The sequence below is a fragment of the Halobacteriovorax sp. RT-2-4 genome (assembly GCF_047085445.1).
GTDB lineage: Bacteria > Bdellovibrionota > Bacteriovoracia > Bacteriovoracales > Bacteriovoracaceae > Halobacteriovorax_A.
The window spans coordinates 908,092-927,302 of the sequence record NZ_JBKIXY010000002.1 but is presented as its reverse complement, the minus strand read 5'-3'; the positions used below and the strand labels follow the sequence as shown (position 1 = coordinate 927,302).

The following is a 19,211-nucleotide window of genomic DNA, read 5'->3' as shown; positions in this document are numbered from 1 at the left end:
AATTAGTCAATAATCTCTCAAAAAGTACATATAATGGGCAATGATGAAGATCAGCTGACTAAATTTTTACCTACGAATTACCATCTTTTAACTTAATTAAGATGAGCGTCATCCATGAATCGACTATGATCAAATTAGAAAGAGTTCTCGACCAATTAGCTCGGGAGCTACTTGTTCTACGCTGACCATGAAGGAGGTGTTATGGCAGGTTTACGAGAAATCAAGAAACAAAGAACGAGAGAAATGATTCTAAAAAACTCAATGGAATTATTTACTCAAAAAGGGGTCGATGAAGTAGGAATGCGAGAATTGGCCCAAGTGTGTGGATTGGGGATTGGAACTTACTATAATTACTTTAAGTCGAAAGAGGATGTCATCTTCAGTCTATTTAGAGAAAATTTGAATTCTGCAATTACGAACAAGCCTTTCCGCGTTGAAGAGAATGAATCAAACGCTGATAATCTTGCAAATAATTACAAGGCGATTTTTCAAGAATTAATGATTCACAAAAATATCGCTGATGAATTTTTATCTCTTGCGTACAATACAAAGAATATGGCCGATAATGACTCAGTCGCCGCTAGGTTGACCCCACAGATTGTTGATCTTTATTGGGGATGGGTACAACCGTTGTTTAGAAGTGCTGGAATTATTATTCGCACAGAAGAGGAAGAAGGCTTTAGAAGAATGCTTTGGCATCACTTCTTATCTAGCTTTCACGCCTACACATCTTCATTTGGAGCTGAAGAGAGTATTGATTACATTCGCTTCACTTCTCGCCATCTATTAGGTGGCCTAAATTCAAATTAATAGTAAGGGAGCTACGGCTCCCTTTTTTACTTTAATTAAGTCTCCTCGTCCTAGAAGCTCTCCGAAAAGTAGGATATGCCCTTTAAAAAAATATTCTCAATCATATTCTTTATCATTCTCTTACTGTCATGCCTTGATGAGGGAGTGGATTCTCCGCTAAGAGCTCCGGCAAGTATCTATCAGTATAAGGTTATCTCCTATACTTCTAGTGCAATTGAGTGTCGTGGCCATACCGATGAGAGGGATATTGAAGGAACACTCTTAGAGACAGTTCCTCTCGGTCCACAAGGTCAGGCACCTACAAATATTTGTGGAGAAGAGTTAGGCTCTTTAAATAGTGATAAGATACGCCTTTACTAGATTTCTATGAACCAATTCTAAATTGGCACCCCTATTGCAACATAATATTTCAAATAAAAGAAATTGAACGGAGTTTCAGCCTTCTACTGACTTTATTGCTGAACAAACTTTGTACAACTGTTTAAGGAATATTATGCGAGACCTAATCTTTAAGAGTTTACTGACTACTTTATTAACAGGGGTGACTTTTGCTTATAGTGGGCAAATCCTAAAGCTTAATAAAGACAGCGTTCCAAAAGAATTTACAAAAACTCTTGAAGTATTTATCGCACAAGTTGATGAAAAGATTCCTACATCAGTAAGAGAAGCTATTGGTGAGAAAATTGAAATTACTTTCTCTGATTTTAAAGAGAATAAAAATATTAGAAATTTTCCAAAGGATCGTTGTAACGAATCAGTTCCAGTAAAATACGGAAGTGTAAGCTACTTTGATCGCGATGAAATCAATATCTCTTCACTCTTTATAAAAGAGATTATTAACGGTGACGAGAGTATTGAGCAGTTTAACTGTGGTCATAAGAATTATGTAAGAAAAGCACAAGCTACAATCTTGCATGAATTGGCCCACCTTTATGACCTTAAAAAAGTTAGAACAAAAGAACATAAGAGAAAAGCAAAAATTTGTCGTGATGAAAAAGAAGATCGTAATCATGTAAGTGATGAGTGTCGAGCAATTCTATCCCAAGATACGAATAGAAACTCTATTAGTGGCCTATTTTCATTTTACAAACTTGCAAACTGGAAAAAAGGATTCTTTTCTAAGAAAACGAAAAACTTATCGTCTAAAAGATCTGTCGACGCTTATGAATTTGAAAATTTAAAAGAGCATAACGCTGTAAATTTTGAATTTTTCCTAATGGATAAAGAGTACAAGTGTAGAAGACCGTCTTATTACAAGTTCTATAGTGAGCTATTAAATCATATTCCGTTTCCTAATTACGATTGCAAGATCTTTTCTGAAATCGTTTTAGATGACTTAAAAGTTACTAGAGATATCGATCCAAGTCGTGTTTACCGAATCGATTATTTACTTGCTTCAAAAGGTGACTCAATGATCTCAGGATTTGGTCACTCAATGTATCGTATTGTTCTTTGTGCACCTTTTAGAAAGAAGGTTGATGAGAAGTGTTTAAAAGACAAGCTTTATCATGTTGTTCTTTCTTACCGTGCCAATGTTACAGATATCAAAAGTGACATGTTAAAAGGTGTTCTTGGTGGATACGACTCAGTTCTATTCATGCTTTCTTTCCCTGAGGTTATTAATGAGTATAACGGCGGAGAGTTAAGGGATCTTATTAGCCAACCAATCTATTTATCTGAAGAACAAAAAACAGACTTCATCAATAAAGTGTTAGAGGTTTATTGGGAATATGAAGGTGACTATAAGTTTATCACTAATAACTGTGCTTCAGAGTCTAATGAGCTTTTTCAATCAGCTCTACCAAATAATGAATTTGCCTATGAGAGAGTAATCCTTCCTTATTCTCTGCTAGATAAATTTACTGAAAGTGAATTCTCTAAGGAAGAGGATTTAGAAGATACACAAAAAGCCCAAAAGCAAGGAATGTTCTTCCCAAGTGATATTGAACTTTTAAAAGAAGTAAAAACATCTTTATTTGGAGTTGAAGAATCAGACTACACTGTTAGAAGACGTCGTGTAGGTGGTGGCCGTGATCATAAATACAAAGAAGTAAAAAGAGAAAAATTTATTAAAGATATTTTAGAAGAATTTGATGTTGATCGTCTGTTTTCTAAATTTGAAGAATTAAATGAACTTAGCGAAACAGTTGATGTGGAAAGAAAACTTAATGATCTTTCAATCCTAACAGGTGCAATCTTTAAAATTAAACAATCTTCAATTGATGAAGAGGTTGGGAACTTCCTGGATAAGAATATGGAAGAAGAAACACCGCTTGGTCTAAGAATTAAAGAGTGGAATGAAATGAGAAAGTCTAGCCGTGTAAAGGCCAATGACTCAAGCTACGGAATTCCATTAGTCTTAAGAGACTCTGACTTTGATAGACATAATGTGAAAAGCGCAGAGCTAGAGAAGATCGAAAATCAGCTACTAGAAGACGTAAAAAGTAACTATGAAAAAGAAGTTCAAGATTTAGCAAGATTACTAGATCTAATTAGAAATATTCGTGATCAAGCAAGAATTATTTCAATGAAAGCATATAAATAACAAACAAAAAACAAAAAACAAAAAACAAAAAAAGAGGAGAAAATTATGAAAAAACTTACTACAGCGACACTTATGACACTTATGGCACTTCAAGCAAATGCTATTGAGGTAAGAGATGCATCTCTTGGAGCATCTTCAAAGGTTTCTGAAGCTATTTATGATGCAGGAAAAAGCGCTACAGATAAAACGGTTGAAGTGGCTGACTTTACTGGTGAGCACCTAAAGGCATTTATTTCTAAGAACTTAGAGTCATCTTATAAAGCTTCTGAAAAACTAGCTAAAGAAATTGTAAAGCTATCTGAAGTATCTAAGCCAGCTTTTCGTTTTACAGCTGATGGCCTAGCAATGGTATTTGAAATCTCTGGTAAAGGGACAAAGCAAACTTTAAAAGTGTCTAAGAAAATCTATATCTTCCTTGAGCCAACTCTTGAAGCAACAGGTGAATTTTTAACTGAACTTCTAGAGCTTGCATTTGAAGGAACATCAGAAGCATCAGAGCTAATTACTGACATTAATGAATTCCTTTCAAGAGTTCTTGAGAAGCCAATTGATATAACTAAGATGACTCTTGAAGAGATCTTTGAGCTAATCGGAAAAGCAAGTGAAAAGTCTACTCAAGCATCAGAGTTCCTTTTAGGTGCAGAAAACTTTGAAAAAGGTATTGAGTACTCTGGAAAAGGAATTTCTTTAACTTCAAATGGTATTGGAGCTGCGTTCTATCTTGTATCACAGGCAACTACTGGAATTTCTCAACTATTTGACTTCAATAGAAAAGAAAGAGAGCAAATTGAGCAAATGGTAGAAAGAGGTGACGTTGAAGGTCTTGCTGGGCTACGTGATCTAATTAGACACAATATCAATGAAGAAATTGTAAACGGTGAGGATCTTAATAAGCTTCTTGATGATAATGCGATCGATACTTATATCAAGCTTAGACTAACAGTTCCTAATCTTGAGAATAAGCTAGAGGAAATCTACGGACGTCAAATTGTAAAATAATAACTTTTTTAAAAAGGATTAATAATGAAAAGAACAACTTCAGCTATTTTACTTACTCTATTATCACTTAATACAGTAGGTGCCGATATTAGAGATGCTGCATTTGATGCCTCTTCAAAGGTTTCAGAAGCAATCTATGATGCGGGCAAGAGTTCAACGAGACAAACGGTAAAAGTCGCAGACTTTACTCGAGAGAAGCTGGAAGCTCTAATTTCAAAAGGGCTCCAATCTTCGTACCGTGCTTCAGAAAAAGTAGCTGAAGAAATTATTAATCTTTCAGAATTTTCTAAGCCAGCGTTCCGTCTTACTGCGGACGGAATTGCTATGGTTTTTGAAGTATCTGGTAAAGCGACTAAGTCTTCAATTGAGGTAACAAGAAAGATCTATGTTTATTTAGAGCCAAGTTCTGATAAAACTGAAGAATTCTTAACTAAGATCATTGATCTTGCATTTGAGGGAACATCAGAAGCATCTGAATTGTTAACTGATATTAATGAGTTCTTATCAAGAGTTCTGGAAAAACCTCTTGATATTTCAACGATGGCAACTGAAGAAATTGCAGATCTTCTTTCAAAGGCCACAAGAATGACTCATCTTGAAAAATTAATTGAGTTAGCTCTAGATGGAACAACTAAAGGTAGTGAGTTATTGACAGATATTAATGATTTTCTATCAAGAGTTCTAGAGAAGCCTATCGATATTTCTGTTATGACTTTAGAAGAAGTATTTAAGCTAATTGAGAAGGCAAGTGTTGAGTCGTCAAAGTTAACTGAACTTCTGATTGGCGCTGATAATCTTGAGAAAGGTACTGAGTACACAGGAAAGGGAATCACTTTAACATCAGAGGGTGTTGGAGCTGCATTCTATCTTGTTTCTCAAGCAACAACTGGAATCTCTCATCTTTTTGACTTTAATAGAAAAGAGAGAGCTCAAGTTGAAGCGATGATGGAGAGAGGTGATATTGAAGGGATTGAGGGATTACGAGATCTAATTCGCTACAATATCAATCAACAGCTAGAAAATGGAGAGGACTTAAACCGTCTTCTAAATGATAACTTAATAGATACTTATATTAAGATGAAATTAACAGTACCAGAGCTAGATCAAAAGCTAGAGTCATTATACGGATTAAAATAAGAAAAAAGCCTAGGATTTCCTAGGCTTTTTTATAGTTTAAATTCTCTGTGAAAGTATTTGAAAGTTAGTCCGTCGTATTGATTGAAACAACCATAGACCTTACCATCTACAATAGCAGGAGTCGATGCTAGATCATCTCCAGCAAAGTCATAAAGCCTTCTTTTTGGCCACAGTGACTTTATCTTATTAAGTTCACTTATTTCATAAAAGTAGAGGTTTTGAATATTTTTTGAAATTAAAAAACCATTATGAATAACTGCTTTAGGCATATGAAGAGCTTCTCTGTTTTGACGAATTGAAAGAACATTATCTTGATTCATATTTTCGTCTAGAATAACAAGACCCTCAAAAGCTCTCTTCTTTGTCGAAAAGTTATAAGTCACATTATCAAGCATAACAAAGATTCGTTTGCCGTCATTATCAATACCAGTGGCAGTCGAAACTTGGCTCGAATCGTGGGGTAGGTCGAAGTTGTGAGCTGATTCTACATTATATGAAGATAGGTCGATCTTCATTAGTCCAAGAGAGCCATGAGCGATAAAAAGTTTATCATTCATTATTGTCATATCTTGTGCTGATTGATGTTTTTGTATAATTGGTAAGTGGGTTGAAGGGAAGCTTGTTACAAATTCGTAATTATTGAGATTATGTACAAATACATAATCTGGTGTCAGGATATAAAGCTTACCTTTATATTCCTTTACTGAACGTATTTCATACTTTGAAAAAATCAATCTAATTTGTTCTTCTTCAAATTTATAGAGAAATGGCCCTTTGAAAATGTAATAATTTGATCCTGATTTATAGTGGCCAGTATCACCTTTTTTAGATGCACAGAATGAATCAAGATTTCCCTCCGATGCAAATGCAATCAAAGATATAATTACGACTAGTAGTACTTGTTTCATCTTTCCCCCTAAATTTATTTAATATAATAATTATCGAGTTGTATTTCTTGTTCGTCAAAAAAACCTGACAAATCTTGATGAAGCGTGTTAGAAAGTCTCATGCTAGATAGAATCTTCATTGAAATTTCAAATATTTGCAACTTGCAGTGCACGTTCTGTCCTGTTGTAGAAAGAGATAAGAAGGTCATGACGCCAGAAGATTTTGAAAAAGTCTTAATCCAGGCAAAGCCTCTTGCAAAGCAAGTGTGTCTGCATCTAATGGGAGAGCCACTGGCACATCCTAACTTCGTGAAGATTATGGAGATATGTGAGCGTAATGAGGTCCCAGTTCAAATTACAACTAATGGGGTGGTCATTGCATCTCGAAAAGAAATTCTTCTTAAAAGCAAAGTTTTAAGACAGATTAATTTTTCGATTCAAAGTTATAAAGACAATTTCCCAAATCGCGACTTCAATACTTACCTAAGACCAATTTTAGATTTTTCAAAAGAGTTAAATGAAACTTCACCTGAAACATATGTAAATTATCGTCTTTGGAACCTAGGCCGTAATGAACAAATTATGAAAGAAAATGAAGAGGTGTTTCAGACTCTAGAGAGATTCTACGATATTGAAATTAATCGTCGTACTCAAGTTGAGTCGATTAAGAGTAAAAGAATTTGGAATAAGGTTTATCTTCACTTTGACTCACATTTTGATTGGCCTGATTGGAATCTTCCAAACCAAGGAACACAAGGGCGCTGTCATGCCCTAAAAACACATATTGGAATTCATGCAGATGGAACTGTTGTTCCTTGCTGTCTGGATAAAGAAAGTCAAATTCCATTAGGAAATGCAATTGATCAAGACTTAAAAGCAATCCTTAGTTCTCCACGAGCAGTCGCAATGAGGCAGGGGTTTGATAATAATAAGCGTGTTGAAGAGTTCTGTCAGCACTGTACATATATCAATCGATTTCAAAAATAATTAATTAATAATACTTTTCAATTTTTGTAAGTTAGAAACCATCGCTTTACGGTTTTTAATTGGAAAGTTCTTTAGTTTAAGAGAGATCTTTTCTTGAACTTCACTCCACACATCACTGTAAAGTTGTTGGCCCTTAGGGCTTAAGCTTAGAATCGTTTGTCTGGCATCTTCACTAGACTTACTTTTTATTACGAGTTCTTCATCCACTAAAATATTAATAGTTTTAGTCATTGCAGGCTGGCTTATTCCGTGGTGATCAGCTAGTTCTCCAACTGTACTTAGTCCTCGGCCAATATTGGAGAGCGCCCTAAATTGAGGATAGGAAATATGTGGGGATGCCGCTTCTCTGAGTTCACTTCTAATAGAGCGAATAATAAATGGCATGACATCTAAAAGTATTCTTGAAAATTCTAAGTCTTTCACGTCTTTAGTATAAACCAAGGATGTACCGATCGTAAATTAATGCAGCAGCTGGAGAGCTGCTGCGGAAGGTTTTTTAATTATTGCTCAACTTCCAGATCAGAATCGTCTGAAAGCTCAGTATCTAAAGTAGTATCTGTAGTAGCTGAAGCATCTACACAATCACCAGTTGCTGCACAATCTGTTGCTGGCGCTGATTCTTCAATAACTGCTGCTTCATCAGAAGCAACTGAATCTGACCAATCTTCATTTGCGTAAGAAACAAAAGCTGATGATAGTAGAACTAGAAGTAGTAATTTTTTCATAATTAATCCTCATATGGTTTTAGTTATATAACTTGGTTATATATATTTGTTATATATTATTCCTTTCCAAAATTCCGTACAATAAAAAAATACAGTTTTTGTGTAAAACTTTTGTCGTTATAATAAAATCTGTCAGTTAAGATCAGATATAGGGGGGAAGTAATATGTGGAAACCACCAAAAATTGAAACAAAAAGGCTTGTGCTTAGAGAAATTAGGTTAAGCGATAAGGATTCTATTTTTGAATATGGAAAGAAGCCTCATATTTCGAAGTATACCCTATGGGAACCTCATGAGTCAGTTGAAGATAGTGTCGACTTTATTGAAAAGTACGCATTTTCAAACTATGAGCAGGGGATACCAGAACCATTTGCTATTACTTTAAAAGAGAATGACAAGCTTATCGGTTGCGTCGGTTGCTTTTGGGTCTCGACAAAGAATAAATGTATGGAATTGGCCTATGTTTTAAACGATGACTTTTGGGGGAAGGGGATTATCGTTGAAGCCGCCCAGGAAGTGATAAATTATTGTTTTGAGAACTTTGATATTGAACGCATTCAGTGTCGTTGTAAGGCCGAAAATCTTCAAAGTGAAAGAGTCATACAAAAGCTTGGGCTTAAGTATGAAGGACTACTTAGAAATGAAATTTATCATCGTGGTAAGCATTGGGATATGAAGTATTATTCAATTTTGCGATCAGAAATAGAATGATGTTTCTAGAGTTGCAAAAGTGTGATTAGTGGCACCTTTAAACTGAGGGCCATGCCAGTTCGCTTTCAATGTCACTCTCATACTTCTAAAAAATAGATTAAAACCAGCATCTGCTTTGTAGTAAATATCTTCCATGTCTTCATCTGAAATAACGTAGACTGATTCAACCTTTTTTGAACCTTGTAGAACAGCATCGAAAAAGTTTGCGACATAAGAGCCGTTAGCAAATAATTCAAAGAAACCAAGCCTCATTCCAAATTTAAGACCAATTTCGACATCTCGCTTAAGCCCACCGTAATGCCCTTGCAGCCAAGGAGATAATTCAAATATTGGACCTCGATTGATCTTAATAATTTTAAATTCTCCATTAAAAAAGTATTGATTACTTATTTGATTCTGCCAGCCATTAACTTGCGAAGAAGGTGTCATTTTATGAAATATATTTTGTAAAATACCTGCTTTAGCAGATGGGCCTTGTTGTCCTGTCCATAGATCCGCACGAAGATAGTAATCGCTATTAACGTGAGAGATTCCAAGAATTCCGTAGAGTAGGCCAGTATAAGGATGGTCTCCTTCTACTACAGTGGTACTTAAAGTTGCTTCTGGTGTATAGATTTTATGAGCAACTCCAAAGCGCAACTTTGTTAATGAACCTTGAGAGTAGAGCCTACGCTGATACATCAGTTCAAGACCATTAGAGTAATACCTATCAGTTTCAAATGGAGCATCATTATCAATCTTAATTGAAAATTCATTAAGGGGTCTACTTTGCGCGAAAGCTGATAAGGTCAATGTGAATATGGAGACTATGAAGAACAACTTCATTAAACGATTGTATCATTTTAGAAGAAATGAATATTGAGATGGCCATCTTTGCTTGTTTAATAGAGTTAAGTTCTGTTATTTCAGATATTTATGTTCTTTAGAGCTTAAGATTTTCTTGTATTGTTTACAATAAATAAGATTGTCCACTTTTAAGGTGTTATAAGCTCTCAATATGAAGAGAATCAATATAAAAGACAAAGTAATTGCTATTACTGGCTCAACTGGTGGGCTAGGTGCGGCCCTAAGTGTGGAGTTAGCTAAGCGTGGTGCAAAGCTAGTGTTGATGGACATTGATAGCGAAATACTTAAAAAGCAAGCCTATGAGCTTGGAGGTCTAGGCATTAGTATTGATGTAACAAGTTTCGAATCTCTTGAGCAGGCTATGGCCAAAGCCTATGATCATTTTGGAAGGATAGATATCGTCGTAGCAAATGCTGGTATCACAAAAATGGCCCCAATGATCTCTTCAAGCGAAAAAGACTTTTCACAGGTGATTGATATTAATCTAAATGGTCCATGGCGCACATTCAAAGCAGCTCTTCCATATATTACACAAAGCAAGGGGTATATGGCCGCAATCTGTTCGATGGCCTCTTTCGTTCATTGTCCTTTACAAGCATCTTATGCTGCAAGCAAGGCAGGACTTCATGCTGTTTGCAATAGTGTTCGCATGGAAGTTCGACATCTTGGTGTCGATATTGGAAGCTTTCATCCGACATTCTTTCCATCGCCATTAATGGATGGTGTGACAAGTGACCCTGTCGGAAATAAGCTTTGGGGTGGCAATAAAGAAGGTCCTTGGAAGATGATCTCCCTTGAAGAGGTCGTCTCTGAAATTATCTCTGGAATTGAACAAAGGGCCGAGCAAGTCGTAATTCCAAAACGTAAAACTCTTGTTGCTAAGGCCAGTGGTTTCTTTAGACGCTATATCGAACGTCGTGGCTTTAAAGGGAATGAGATTGAAGAAGCAATTTCTCTTTCTCAAAATAAATAATTCTATAAACTCTTAGTGAGAATTCGGGGCCATCTGATATTCATCGCCATTATTTAATAAGTGGACTACTTCAGTAAAGTCGTGTGCAGACGCAATTACTTCTTCCGTGTCATTGGCAAGTTCATGGTCATAAAGGTAGTGATCAATACTATCTTGAAGCTTTTGATATAACGGTAATAACTTCGTTTCAATCTCAACAGCAAATCTTGATGATGTTTCATGTTTAACAAGTTCCTTTATACTTTTGTATATTGATTCTTGTTTATGAAAGAAGCCAAGAACTACTTTTGAAAAATAGATTACAAATGACATGAATAAGATACAGTTAACAATATCATTAACGACTAGTGAAAGTAGGCATGCAGATATTGTAAGGCTGTAGATATATTTAATTCTTGTATTTGCTGCAAGAACGATTGTGAATAGGTAACTACTTAGTAGTAGTGGAAGCGCCGTAGCCGAACTTGAGTTTAGATAATACTTCAGTGTAAATAGTAGTTGAGCATTAAAGAGATAAATATAGCTTATCTTTTGAATCGAGAAGTGATTTTTCGTCTTATAAAGGTGAAAGGCAAAAATCAAAAAGTTAATAACAATGGCCAAGCCAGAATAAGAAATATTTGCAACTGGATTAAAAAGATCTACAGCAAAGAATGCGTAAAAGGCAGTCATTGATAGAATGACGATAATCGATGATCTTTTAAAGTTGTTAAAAATTGGAATATTAAAAATATCTACTTGATGATCGAGTAAGTGATCAACATCATCGAACTCCTTCATTAAGAAGTCTTCAATACGATTACTATTTTTTCTCAAACTATTCTTAATCTTATCTTTATCGTCTAAGCCTGAAGAAATCATCGCAAGCATATTATTGATTGGATTGAGTAAGTTGTGAGTGAAGTAACTCTTTAGATTTAATATATTCTTATGAAGTTCTTTTTTATGCCAAATCTGATTCGCATTATTCTTAAAAGTAATCGATTGAATAGAGCTTACTGTCGTAATGAAAAGATGCAAGAATGTGACGAGAACAAGGCTTTGATCTTTAAGGAAGTAATTATTCGAGGCCATGATAATAAAGTGTAGAAGACAGTACTTAATATTTGTATGTTGTAAGTGAAACGCTAAAACAATAATTCCTGCAATATAACAAAGTGAACTTGTGGCAGAATAATCTGCAAGGCGAGGGTAAATTGACCAAATGAGACTTTCCACTACAACTGAGAAAAATATCACAAATGAAATATTTTTTTTAAAGAGTTTCTTATAGAAAACGATCGCCATAATTGAATCAAAGACAATCATATAATTCATCGTCGTTAGAAGATGCGGTTCAATATTATAGAAATAAAAGATTACGTATAAGACAATCATCAGAAGAACTGCAAGAAAGTGCATCTCGAAGAATTCTCGATATTTTTGATCTAAATGGTAGTAATCATTCACCAAAACTTTGTCCTGTGCAATCATAATTAACTAATTAGTTTTTATAACCTCTTAAAAGTATATTCATTATACAATACTTTATATTTGAAAAAAGTACATATTTAGTCCAGTATTGGTTAACGAGATTTTAGCTATTTATAGAATTAATGTGATTTTATTGTCTTAAGTAGGCAAAAAAAAAGCCGCTTATTGAAGCGGCCATCATTTTATTTCATAACTTTTAGGAACTCGATCATAAACTCCTTATAGACGGAGTTACTGGCCTTTAGTGCCGCTTGATACGCTTTCTTAGCGTCAACTTTTTGAAGCATGTGTAAGTGGGCCTCTAGTTCTTCTTTTGATAAGCTTTCGTATGACATATCGAGGGCCAGTTTTATATTTCTTCCCTGTGCATCCAAAATTGCATCAGTTTGCTTTTGAGCGTTAGCAACGACTTCGTTTATATTCATTGTAGGATTTCTTTCTTGTTCAGTATGTACCATCATTGCCTGAATTAAACTCTTAGACGAAGCTGTTGATTGCTCTAGAAGTGCAGCTTCTTCAATAATACTGTTCACAATCTCTCTTTTATCCTCAGGAAGTGAGTATTCCTTACCATTTGTTATAAGATCTACAATCTTGTCCTGTGTTTGCTGAGCATTTTCTTGTAATTTTTTAGAGGTCTCACTATCTTGAATCTCAGCAATTGCCTCAAGTTCATCTAGGTCTAAGTTTTCATATGACTTTTCAAGCTTCTCTTGAAATGGAAAGTTTCTTACTAGCTCAAGAAGCTTCTCTTTTTTCTGTGGAGATTTCTCATTAAATTTTTTATTTTTAAAAGCATTTTCAAATGTTTCATTTAACTTTGCTTTAGATAGATCTTTTAAAATTTTTTTGATGACTATTTTCTTTTCACTCAAAAGCTCTGGACTATCATCTATCTTCTTCGCGGACCCACTCTCTGCTAGAGGACTACTGGCCAAGTTCGTCGACTTTTGCTGTTTTTCTTTTTCGACTTTTTGAGTAGGAGTTTTTACTGCTACATCGTCTTGTGTTTTATGAGAACTTGCGACAAAAAAATAAATCGCTATAACTAGTGCCGGTAAAATCCAAATAAGTTTCTTCATATATCCCCAATAATTAAAATCAGAACTCATATCATTTGTTCTATTATGCTAATAGGTTTGCTAATTATTTTGCGAGACTATTTTTATTTAGTCGTATTGTAAACGAAGTGTGTAAAAACTAAGATAAATCCGACCTTATAGTGTAGTAGATGGTTAAGTGAAATGGTTGAAAGTGTTTGAGAAAAGAAAGGCGTAGAAAATAAAAAAGCCAGACTAGGTCTGGCTTCTTTATAAAACTGGTACTCCCAAGGGGATTCGAACCCCTGTTACCGCCGTGAAAAGGCGGTGTCCTAGACCGGGCTAGACGATGGGAGCGCTAACTTAATTCCCGGATTTGGAAACCAAAAAACATTAAAATGGTGATCTCTCTGCGACTCGAACGCAGGACCCTCTCCTTAAAAGGGAGATGCTCTAACCAACTGAGCTAAGAGACCATCTGTGTTTTGGTGAGATTGAATATAAGTAATCTTGGTTCAGAAGTCAACAGGGAATTTAAAAAAAATAAAAAAAAAGTGTAATTTTTTTAAGAAGTTAATTTTATTTACCCTTAGTATTTTTTATCGCCCACCTTGTCATCAAAGGCCTTATGAGCTAATTTAGCCCACTATTACTAGTGTTTTAAGAGGTAGGCTTCAGTGACAACAGAAGTAGATTCAACAAATAATGAATTAGAAAATTTTGATGGAAAAAAAGTAGCGTTTCATACTTTGGGCTGTCGTTTAAATTTTTCTGAGACAGGAACAATTTCTCAAGGCTTTGTTGAGCGTGGGTATAAGGTTGTTGAGTTTGGTGAGCAAGCTGATGTTACTTTTATTAACACATGTACTGTAACAGATAGTGCAGATTCAACTTGTCGAAACTTAATTCGTAAGGCACACCGTTCTTCTCCAGATGGAAAGATTGTTGTGGCAGGCTGTTACGCTCAAATGGATGCGCCAAGAATTGCAAAGATGACTGGTGTTGATCTCGTTTTAGGAACAAGTGAAAAATATAAAGTCTTTGATTACTTAAACGAAGATGAAACAGATACAATCCACATCGATAAGTCTAAAGACTTCTTTGGTGCTGCAACTTCTAAAGAAGAAGGACACACTAGAGCTTTCTTAAAGATACAAGACGGATGTAATTACGTTTGTTCATTCTGTATTATTCCTTTTGCTCGAGGACGTTCAAAAGCGGTTTCAATTGCACAAGCAATGGAAGAGGCGAGAGCTGTTGTTGCTCAAGGTTTTAAAGAGATCGTTCTTACTGGTGTAAATATTGGTGAGTACGAAACTACTTCAGGTGAAAAACTTTTAGATCTATTAAAAGAGTTAAATGCTCTGGAGGGTTTAGAGAGAATTCGACTTGGTAGTGTTGAGCCGAATACGATTACAGATGAGCTTCTTGATTATATGCACGCTAATCCAAAGTTTCTTGATCACTTCCACGTACCTATGCAAAGTGGGAATGATGAAATTCTTTCGGGAATGAAGCGTAAGTATACTGTTGAAGATTATAAGACGATCATTAATAAAATTATCACGCGTTTTCCAAACGCTGGAATTGGAGCAGATGTAATCTGTGGTTTCCCTGGAGAAACTGATGAGCAATTCCAAGATACTTTTAACCTTTTAAAAGAGTTACCAATCACTCACTTCCATGTGTTTCCATATTCTAAAAGAAAGAATACAGTTGCTGCACGTATGGAAGACCATATTCAGCACCCAGTAAAAAAGAGTCGTGTAAAGACTCTTATGATGCTTGGAGATGCTAAGCTAAATATGTTCTCTGAAGACTATATCGGAGAGACATCTCAAGTTCTTTTTGAAAAGAAAGACAAACAAGGCCTATGGGAAGGTTACACTTCAAACTTTATTCGCGTTAAGGTTGCACATGATGGTGATTTAAAGAATCAAATCCATCAAGTTCGCTTAATTGAGTTTAAAGAGAATAAGGTTTTTGCTGAGTTATGCTAGATGCTGCGGCGCTCACGATCTTTTTGACAATTAATTAACAATTAAAAACGTTTTCCTAACACAACTTGAACACTCAGGTGGATGAATTTTTATATTCTAGTTTTGTCAGTAGGAAACAAGGTTGGCAAGCCTTAGAATTTTTTGTTCTGCTTTTAAAAAACTCCACTTGCCGATTTTAATTTCTCAAGTCCCTCTCTGAATCTGAAGAAGTGTCTTACTGGCGAAAATCTTTGTGCTACTGCGTACATCTCTCTCTCCCGCTGTAGCACAAGGGCTTTATAAATTATAAATCCATCGCGCTTATTAGAAGATGCGATTGAGCATATACCACACACAATCTATGAGTAGCTTTGAATTAGGCACTCGCCTCAATGATGGTTTTCTGCGACGGCCATCTCAAAAAAAACCGACACAAGATGGATATAGGCCCCGAGGTAACTCAGGGCCGAAGTTCTAATTTAAATTTAGAAGTATTCTTTTAGAAATTTGATTTCAGATCTTTCTGGACCAAAAGCAATGATCCCTACAGGGATTTGAATCGCTTCTTCGATAAGAGCAATATAGTCTTTAACTTCTTGTGATAGCTCACCTTTGAAGTCATCGTTAAAGCCGGGTACTTCTTTTAGGATTGGCTTAACCTTTGCAAGATCAATTCCCGGATAAGCACAATCGATCGTACGACCTTCGTACTCATATCCTGTACAAACTTTTAGAGGTCCCATCTCACTTAGAACATCTAATTTTGTTAAAGCGATAGAAGTTAGGTTAGAGCATTTAACAGAGTATTTTAGAAGAGGGAGGTCAAGCCATCCACATCTTCTCTTACGACCTGTTGTCGCTCCAAACTCGCCACCTTTAGTTTGAATATCATCTCCCATTTGATCAAATAATTCAGTAGGGAATGGGCCTTCTCCAACTCTTGTTGTGTAGGCTTTTGTAATTCCTAGTACTTCTTCGACTGTTCCACCAGGAAGTCCTGCTCCTGAGTAAATACCTGCATAAGCAGTAGAAGAAGATGTTACGAATGGGTATGAACCAAAGTCGATATCAAGTAGAACACCTTGTGCACCTTCAAAAAGAATTTTCTTTCCAGCGCGTTTTGCCTCATCAAGGAAGCTGAAAGTGTCACAAACAAATGGTTCAATTTCTTTTGCAAGAGTCATTAGTCTTTCAACTTCTTCCTCTACACTTGGAAATTCACATTCATATAATTTAGTGAATAATGTTTCTTTTTCTAAAAGGTTTGCTTTCAATTTCTCTGTAAGGACTTCTTTGTTAAAAAGATCTTTTACTTTGATACCCTTGCGTGAAATTTTATCTTCGTATGCAGGACCAATTCCTTTTCCTGTCGTTCCAATTTTGACAGGGCCCTTTGCTTCACGTTGACCGTCAAGAAGGCGGTTGTAGTAAGTGATAACAGAAGTGTTAGAAGATATCTTTAGTTTTTCAGGAGAAACAGTTAGACCAGAATTTTTTACATTTTCTATTTCTTTAGAAAATGCTTCTGGATCAAGTACAACACCGTGACCAATAACTGATACACAGTGATCGTGTAAAATACCTGAAGGGATTAGGTGAAGAACAACTTTTTTTGTTCCAACGATGATCGTATGACCTGCGTTGTTTCCTCCTTGGTAGCGAACAACAACATCGCATTTTAGTCCAAGTAGGTCAGTGATTTTTCCTTTACCTTCGTCTCCCCATTGAGAACCAATAATCGCAAGTGATTTCATAATTAAGCTTTAACCTCGTGTAGTAAATTATCGTTTAAAAAGAATTCTTTCAGTTGATTTACGGCCATCTCTCCAACTCTTAATTGAGCTTCATCAGTTGAAGCTCCTAGGTGTGGAGTTAGAACAAGATTAGGAATCTTACGAAGAGGTGAGTCTTCTTCAAGTGGCTCAGTTGCGAAAACATCAAAGCCTGCTGCTTTAAATTTCTTTTCCATAAGAGCAACAGCTAAGTCTTGCTCATTAACAATTCCACCACGAGATGCATTTACTAGAATTGCATGTGGTTTCATTTTATTAAATAGATCCTTGTTTACCATTCCTCTTGTTGCATCCATTAAAGGAGTGTGAAGTGTAATAATGTCACAAGTCTCAAAAATTTCTTCGACAGTATTTGCTTTAGTAACATAATCAAGATCACTCGATTCACAGAATGGATCAAAGAACTTAACTTGTGGCTCAAATCCTTGAAGACGTTTTGCAACGATCTTTCCAATTTGACCAAAACCAACGATACCAACTTTCTTATTTGCTAGTTCATTACCTGTGTACTTAGACTTGTCCCATCCGCCGTTTTTCATTGTTGCGTCTGCGGCAGCTGTATGTCTTAGAACTGTCATCATAAGTGCGATAGCATGTTCAGCTGCTGAGTTATTATTAGCGCCTGGAGTGTTTGAAACTTTAACTCCACGCTCACCACATTTAACTTTATCGATATTATCTGTTCCCGCACCTGCACGGATTACATATTTAAGATTTGGAGCAAGTTCAAGATATTCTTCTCCAATCGTAGTTGATGATCTAATAACAAGAGCACTTGCTTTTGGTAGTAGTTCTTTGATCTCGTCTTGAGATAATTTTGGTTTTGGGTGAACTTCTAATTCGCTGATAGCTTGTAGAGATGCAAAAACTTCTGCATCCATTCCATCACAAACGACGATAAATGGTTTCACTCAGGCCTCCATGGATTTTTTAAGTTTTTCTTGTATTGCGATTATAGAACGCAACTTGCTACATGTAACCCTTAATATTAGAAACTTTTTGTAAGTTGCTATTTAGTTTTTCGTTAACCATAATTATCATGATGCAAAAATTTAAAAAATTATTAGTATTACTTATATTCACGCAATTGTTTGTATCAGCATCTCTTGCTTCCTATATTCCTGAGGGCTACTTCGTTGGTCATGAGGATATGATTAGGAATTATCAGATAACTCAGGAATATTCTAAGGGTGATTTTGAGGCGTATATCATGGCCCAAAATCCTAGTGCTTCTGAGCAAGAAGCCACTCTCATTACAGATCGAGTCATTGAGGTCGCAGAGCTATTTGGGGTTGATGCAAAGCTATTTCTGGCATTGATCCGTATGGAGTCTAATTTTGTACGAGATGCTATTTCTCCAACAGGAGCAGTAGGGTTAACACAGTTTACATCCATTGGAGCGCAAGAAGTTTCCGATCAACTTGGTCAAAGAGGCCCTGATTACGCAAATCTACAAAATACACTTTATTTAAATAATACTCTTTCTGACGAAATTCCTGAATGGACACACTTGTGGCTTCGAGAGAGAACATGGGCAGAGCAGAAGCTCCTATTTTTACATGATCTTGATCTATCCCTAGTTTATGGCGCTATCCTTTTAAAGGTTTATTTGGCCAAGAATTACCAAGATGATCTCATGACAAATTATTATGAGGCGTTGGTTGATTACAATGGTGAGCCTGGAGAGAGAAAATTTTGGTATGCCCGCACAATCTTAAAGTTTTACGATGAAATCTAAACTTATTCGTGCTAAAAATTCTTTATGAAAAATATTCAAGTAATTAAAGCCGATATTACAACTTTAGATGTTGATGCCATTGTTAACGCAGCCAATAGTGAATTAAAAGCTGGTGGTGGAGTTGATGGTGCAATCCATGCAGCCTGTGGTCAGGAATTAGCTGATGAACTTAAGGAAGTGGGGGGTTGCCCTGTCGGAGAAGCAAGACTGACTAAGGCATATAATATCCCAGCTGAATTTATCATTCACGCCGTTGGCCCAAAATGGGAAGGTGGAGGAAATGGTGAATCTGATTTACTTGAGAAGTGCTATATCTACGCACTTTCACTTGCTCTAGAAAACGAATGTAAGTCTGTTGCCTTTCCATGTATCTCAACGGGAATCTTTGGCTATCCAAAAATTGAAGCTGCCATTACTGCAACTTCGGCCGTAAAAAGTTTTGATGCTATTGAAGAATTTGATGATGTAATCTTCTGCTGCTTCGACGATGAAAGCTACGAGATCTATAAAACAATTCTGTAGCCTCTACAAAAGAGTGATCTCTTAACAATACTTGAGTTTATTTACTC

19 protein-coding genes and 2 tRNA genes are annotated in these 19,211 nt (G+C 35.8%); 11 read left to right on the top strand and 10 right to left on the bottom strand.

Annotation, left to right across the window (positions count from 1 at the left end; translation table 11 throughout):
• The first annotated feature begins 201 nt into the window (after nucleotides 1–201).
• The 5 genes from ACMAYL_RS14970 (at nucleotide 202) to ACMAYL_RS14950 (ending at nucleotide 5,491) form a co-directional block, all read left to right on the top strand.
• On the top strand, nucleotides 202–810 hold the full coding sequence (locus ACMAYL_RS14970) for a TetR/AcrR family transcriptional regulator (RefSeq protein ID WP_103217743.1): 609 nt from the start codon (nucleotides 202–204) through the stop codon (nucleotides 808–810).
• Between the two features lie 75 nt (nucleotides 811–885).
• A complete protein-coding gene (locus ACMAYL_RS14965; RefSeq protein ID WP_412470372.1) occupies nucleotides 886–1,170 on the top strand; it encodes a hypothetical protein in 285 nt (94 codons plus the stop codon).
• Between the two features lie 133 nt (nucleotides 1,171–1,303).
• On the top strand, nucleotides 1,304–3,355 hold the full coding sequence (locus ACMAYL_RS14960; protein WP_412471294.1) for a DUF4105 domain-containing protein: 2,052 nt from the start codon (nucleotides 1,304–1,306) through the stop codon (nucleotides 3,353–3,355).
• Nucleotides 3,356–3,400: 45 nt separating this feature from the next.
• Nucleotides 3,401–4,354 carry a hypothetical protein gene (locus ACMAYL_RS14955; protein WP_392993478.1) on the top strand — a complete coding sequence of 318 codons (954 nt, stop codon included), beginning with the start codon at nucleotides 3,401–3,403 and terminating at the stop codon, nucleotides 4,352–4,354.
• A 24-nt stretch (nucleotides 4,355–4,378) separates the two neighbouring features.
• Nucleotides 4,379–5,491 (top strand): hypothetical protein, encoded by a 1,113-nt coding sequence (locus ACMAYL_RS14950; protein ID WP_103217747.1) that lies wholly within the window; start codon nucleotides 4,379–4,381, stop codon nucleotides 5,489–5,491.
• 29 nt (nucleotides 5,492–5,520) lie between these two features.
• On the opposite strand, the gene ACMAYL_RS14945 is transcribed toward ACMAYL_RS14950, so the two are convergent.
• A complete protein-coding gene (locus ACMAYL_RS14945) occupies nucleotides 5,521–6,399 on the bottom strand; it encodes a hypothetical protein (protein WP_103217748.1) in 879 nt (292 codons plus the stop codon).
• Nucleotides 6,400–6,498: 99 nt separating this feature from the next.
• On the opposite strand from ACMAYL_RS14945, the gene ACMAYL_RS14940 reads away from it, so the two are divergent.
• Nucleotides 6,499–7,365 carry a radical SAM/SPASM domain-containing protein gene (locus ACMAYL_RS14940; protein ID WP_103217749.1) on the top strand — a complete coding sequence of 289 codons (867 nt, stop codon included), beginning with the start codon at nucleotides 6,499–6,501 and terminating at the stop codon, nucleotides 7,363–7,365.
• On the opposite strand, the gene ACMAYL_RS14935 is transcribed toward ACMAYL_RS14940, so the two are convergent.
• Both ACMAYL_RS14935 and ACMAYL_RS14930 read right to left on the bottom strand, forming a co-directional pair.
• Nucleotides 7,366–7,788 carry a MarR family winged helix-turn-helix transcriptional regulator gene (locus ACMAYL_RS14935; RefSeq protein ID WP_146037834.1) on the bottom strand — a complete coding sequence of 141 codons (423 nt, stop codon included), beginning with the start codon at nucleotides 7,786–7,788 and terminating at the stop codon, nucleotides 7,366–7,368.
• 77 nt (nucleotides 7,789–7,865) lie between these two features.
• Nucleotides 7,866–8,090, bottom strand: a complete 225-nt coding sequence (locus tag ACMAYL_RS14930) for a hypothetical protein (RefSeq protein WP_103217751.1) — start codon at nucleotides 8,088–8,090, stop codon at nucleotides 7,866–7,868.
• A gap of 164 nt (nucleotides 8,091–8,254) precedes the next feature.
• On the opposite strand from ACMAYL_RS14930, the gene ACMAYL_RS14925 reads away from it, so the two are divergent.
• Nucleotides 8,255–8,800 (top strand): GNAT family N-acetyltransferase, encoded by a 546-nt coding sequence (locus ACMAYL_RS14925; RefSeq protein WP_412471293.1) that lies wholly within the window; start codon nucleotides 8,255–8,257, stop codon nucleotides 8,798–8,800.
• On the opposite strand, the gene ACMAYL_RS14920 is transcribed toward ACMAYL_RS14925, so the two are convergent.
• Nucleotides 8,786–9,625, bottom strand: coding sequence for a lipid A-modifier LpxR family protein (locus tag ACMAYL_RS14920; protein WP_412471292.1), 840 nt, complete (start codon nucleotides 9,623–9,625; stop codon nucleotides 8,786–8,788). The genes ACMAYL_RS14925 and ACMAYL_RS14920 overlap by 15 nt on opposite strands.
• Nucleotides 9,626–9,797: 172 nt before the next feature.
• Between ACMAYL_RS14920 and ACMAYL_RS14915 the strand changes: the two genes are divergently transcribed.
• A complete protein-coding gene (locus ACMAYL_RS14915) occupies nucleotides 9,798–10,619 on the top strand; it encodes an SDR family NAD(P)-dependent oxidoreductase (RefSeq protein WP_412471291.1) in 822 nt (273 codons plus the stop codon).
• Between the two features lie 12 nt (nucleotides 10,620–10,631).
• Here the strand turns inward: ACMAYL_RS14915 and ACMAYL_RS14910 are convergent, their stop codons facing one another.
• From ACMAYL_RS14910 to ACMAYL_RS14895, 4 genes are all read right to left on the bottom strand, one after another.
• Nucleotides 10,632–12,068 (bottom strand): hypothetical protein, encoded by a 1,437-nt coding sequence (locus tag ACMAYL_RS14910; protein WP_412471290.1) that lies wholly within the window; start codon nucleotides 12,066–12,068, stop codon nucleotides 10,632–10,634.
• A gap of 206 nt (nucleotides 12,069–12,274) precedes the next feature.
• A complete protein-coding gene (locus tag ACMAYL_RS14905; protein ID WP_412471289.1) occupies nucleotides 12,275–13,174 on the bottom strand; it encodes a hypothetical protein in 900 nt (299 codons plus the stop codon).
• Nucleotides 13,175–13,411: 237 nt separating this feature from the next.
• Nucleotides 13,412–13,489: transfer RNA gene (locus tag ACMAYL_RS14900), tRNA-Glu, on the bottom strand.
• Nucleotides 13,490–13,531: 42 nt separating this feature from the next.
• Nucleotides 13,532–13,608: transfer RNA gene (locus ACMAYL_RS14895), tRNA-Lys, on the bottom strand.
• A 201-nt stretch (nucleotides 13,609–13,809) separates the two neighbouring features.
• On the opposite strand from ACMAYL_RS14895, the gene mtaB reads away from it, so the two are divergent.
• Complete coding sequence (gene mtaB, locus ACMAYL_RS14890) at nucleotides 13,810–15,132, top strand: tRNA (N(6)-L-threonylcarbamoyladenosine(37)-C(2))-methylthiotransferase MtaB (RefSeq protein ID WP_103217757.1); 1,323 nt, start codon at nucleotides 13,810–13,812, stop codon at nucleotides 15,130–15,132.
• A gap of 464 nt (nucleotides 15,133–15,596) precedes the next feature.
• Here the strand turns inward: mtaB and ACMAYL_RS14885 are convergent, their stop codons facing one another.
• Both ACMAYL_RS14885 and ACMAYL_RS14880 read right to left on the bottom strand, forming a co-directional pair.
• Nucleotides 15,597–16,865: an adenylosuccinate synthase gene (locus ACMAYL_RS14885; protein WP_103217758.1), complete on the bottom strand. Its 1,269-nt coding sequence runs from the start codon at nucleotides 16,863–16,865 to the stop codon at nucleotides 15,597–15,599.
• A gap of 2 nt (nucleotides 16,866–16,867) precedes the next feature.
• A complete protein-coding gene (locus tag ACMAYL_RS14880; protein ID WP_103217759.1) occupies nucleotides 16,868–17,815 on the bottom strand; it encodes a hydroxyacid dehydrogenase in 948 nt (315 codons plus the stop codon).
• A gap of 176 nt (nucleotides 17,816–17,991) precedes the next feature.
• Between ACMAYL_RS14880 and ACMAYL_RS14875 the strand changes: the two genes are divergently transcribed.
• Nucleotides 17,992–18,642 carry a transglycosylase SLT domain-containing protein gene (locus ACMAYL_RS14875; protein ID WP_412463430.1) on the top strand — a complete coding sequence of 217 codons (651 nt, stop codon included), beginning with the start codon at nucleotides 17,992–17,994 and terminating at the stop codon, nucleotides 18,640–18,642.
• Between the two features lie 24 nt (nucleotides 18,643–18,666).
• Nucleotides 18,667–19,164 (top strand): macro domain-containing protein, encoded by a 498-nt coding sequence (locus ACMAYL_RS14870; RefSeq protein WP_103217761.1) that lies wholly within the window; start codon nucleotides 18,667–18,669, stop codon nucleotides 19,162–19,164.
• The last annotated feature ends 47 nt before the right edge of the window (nucleotides 19,165–19,211 follow it).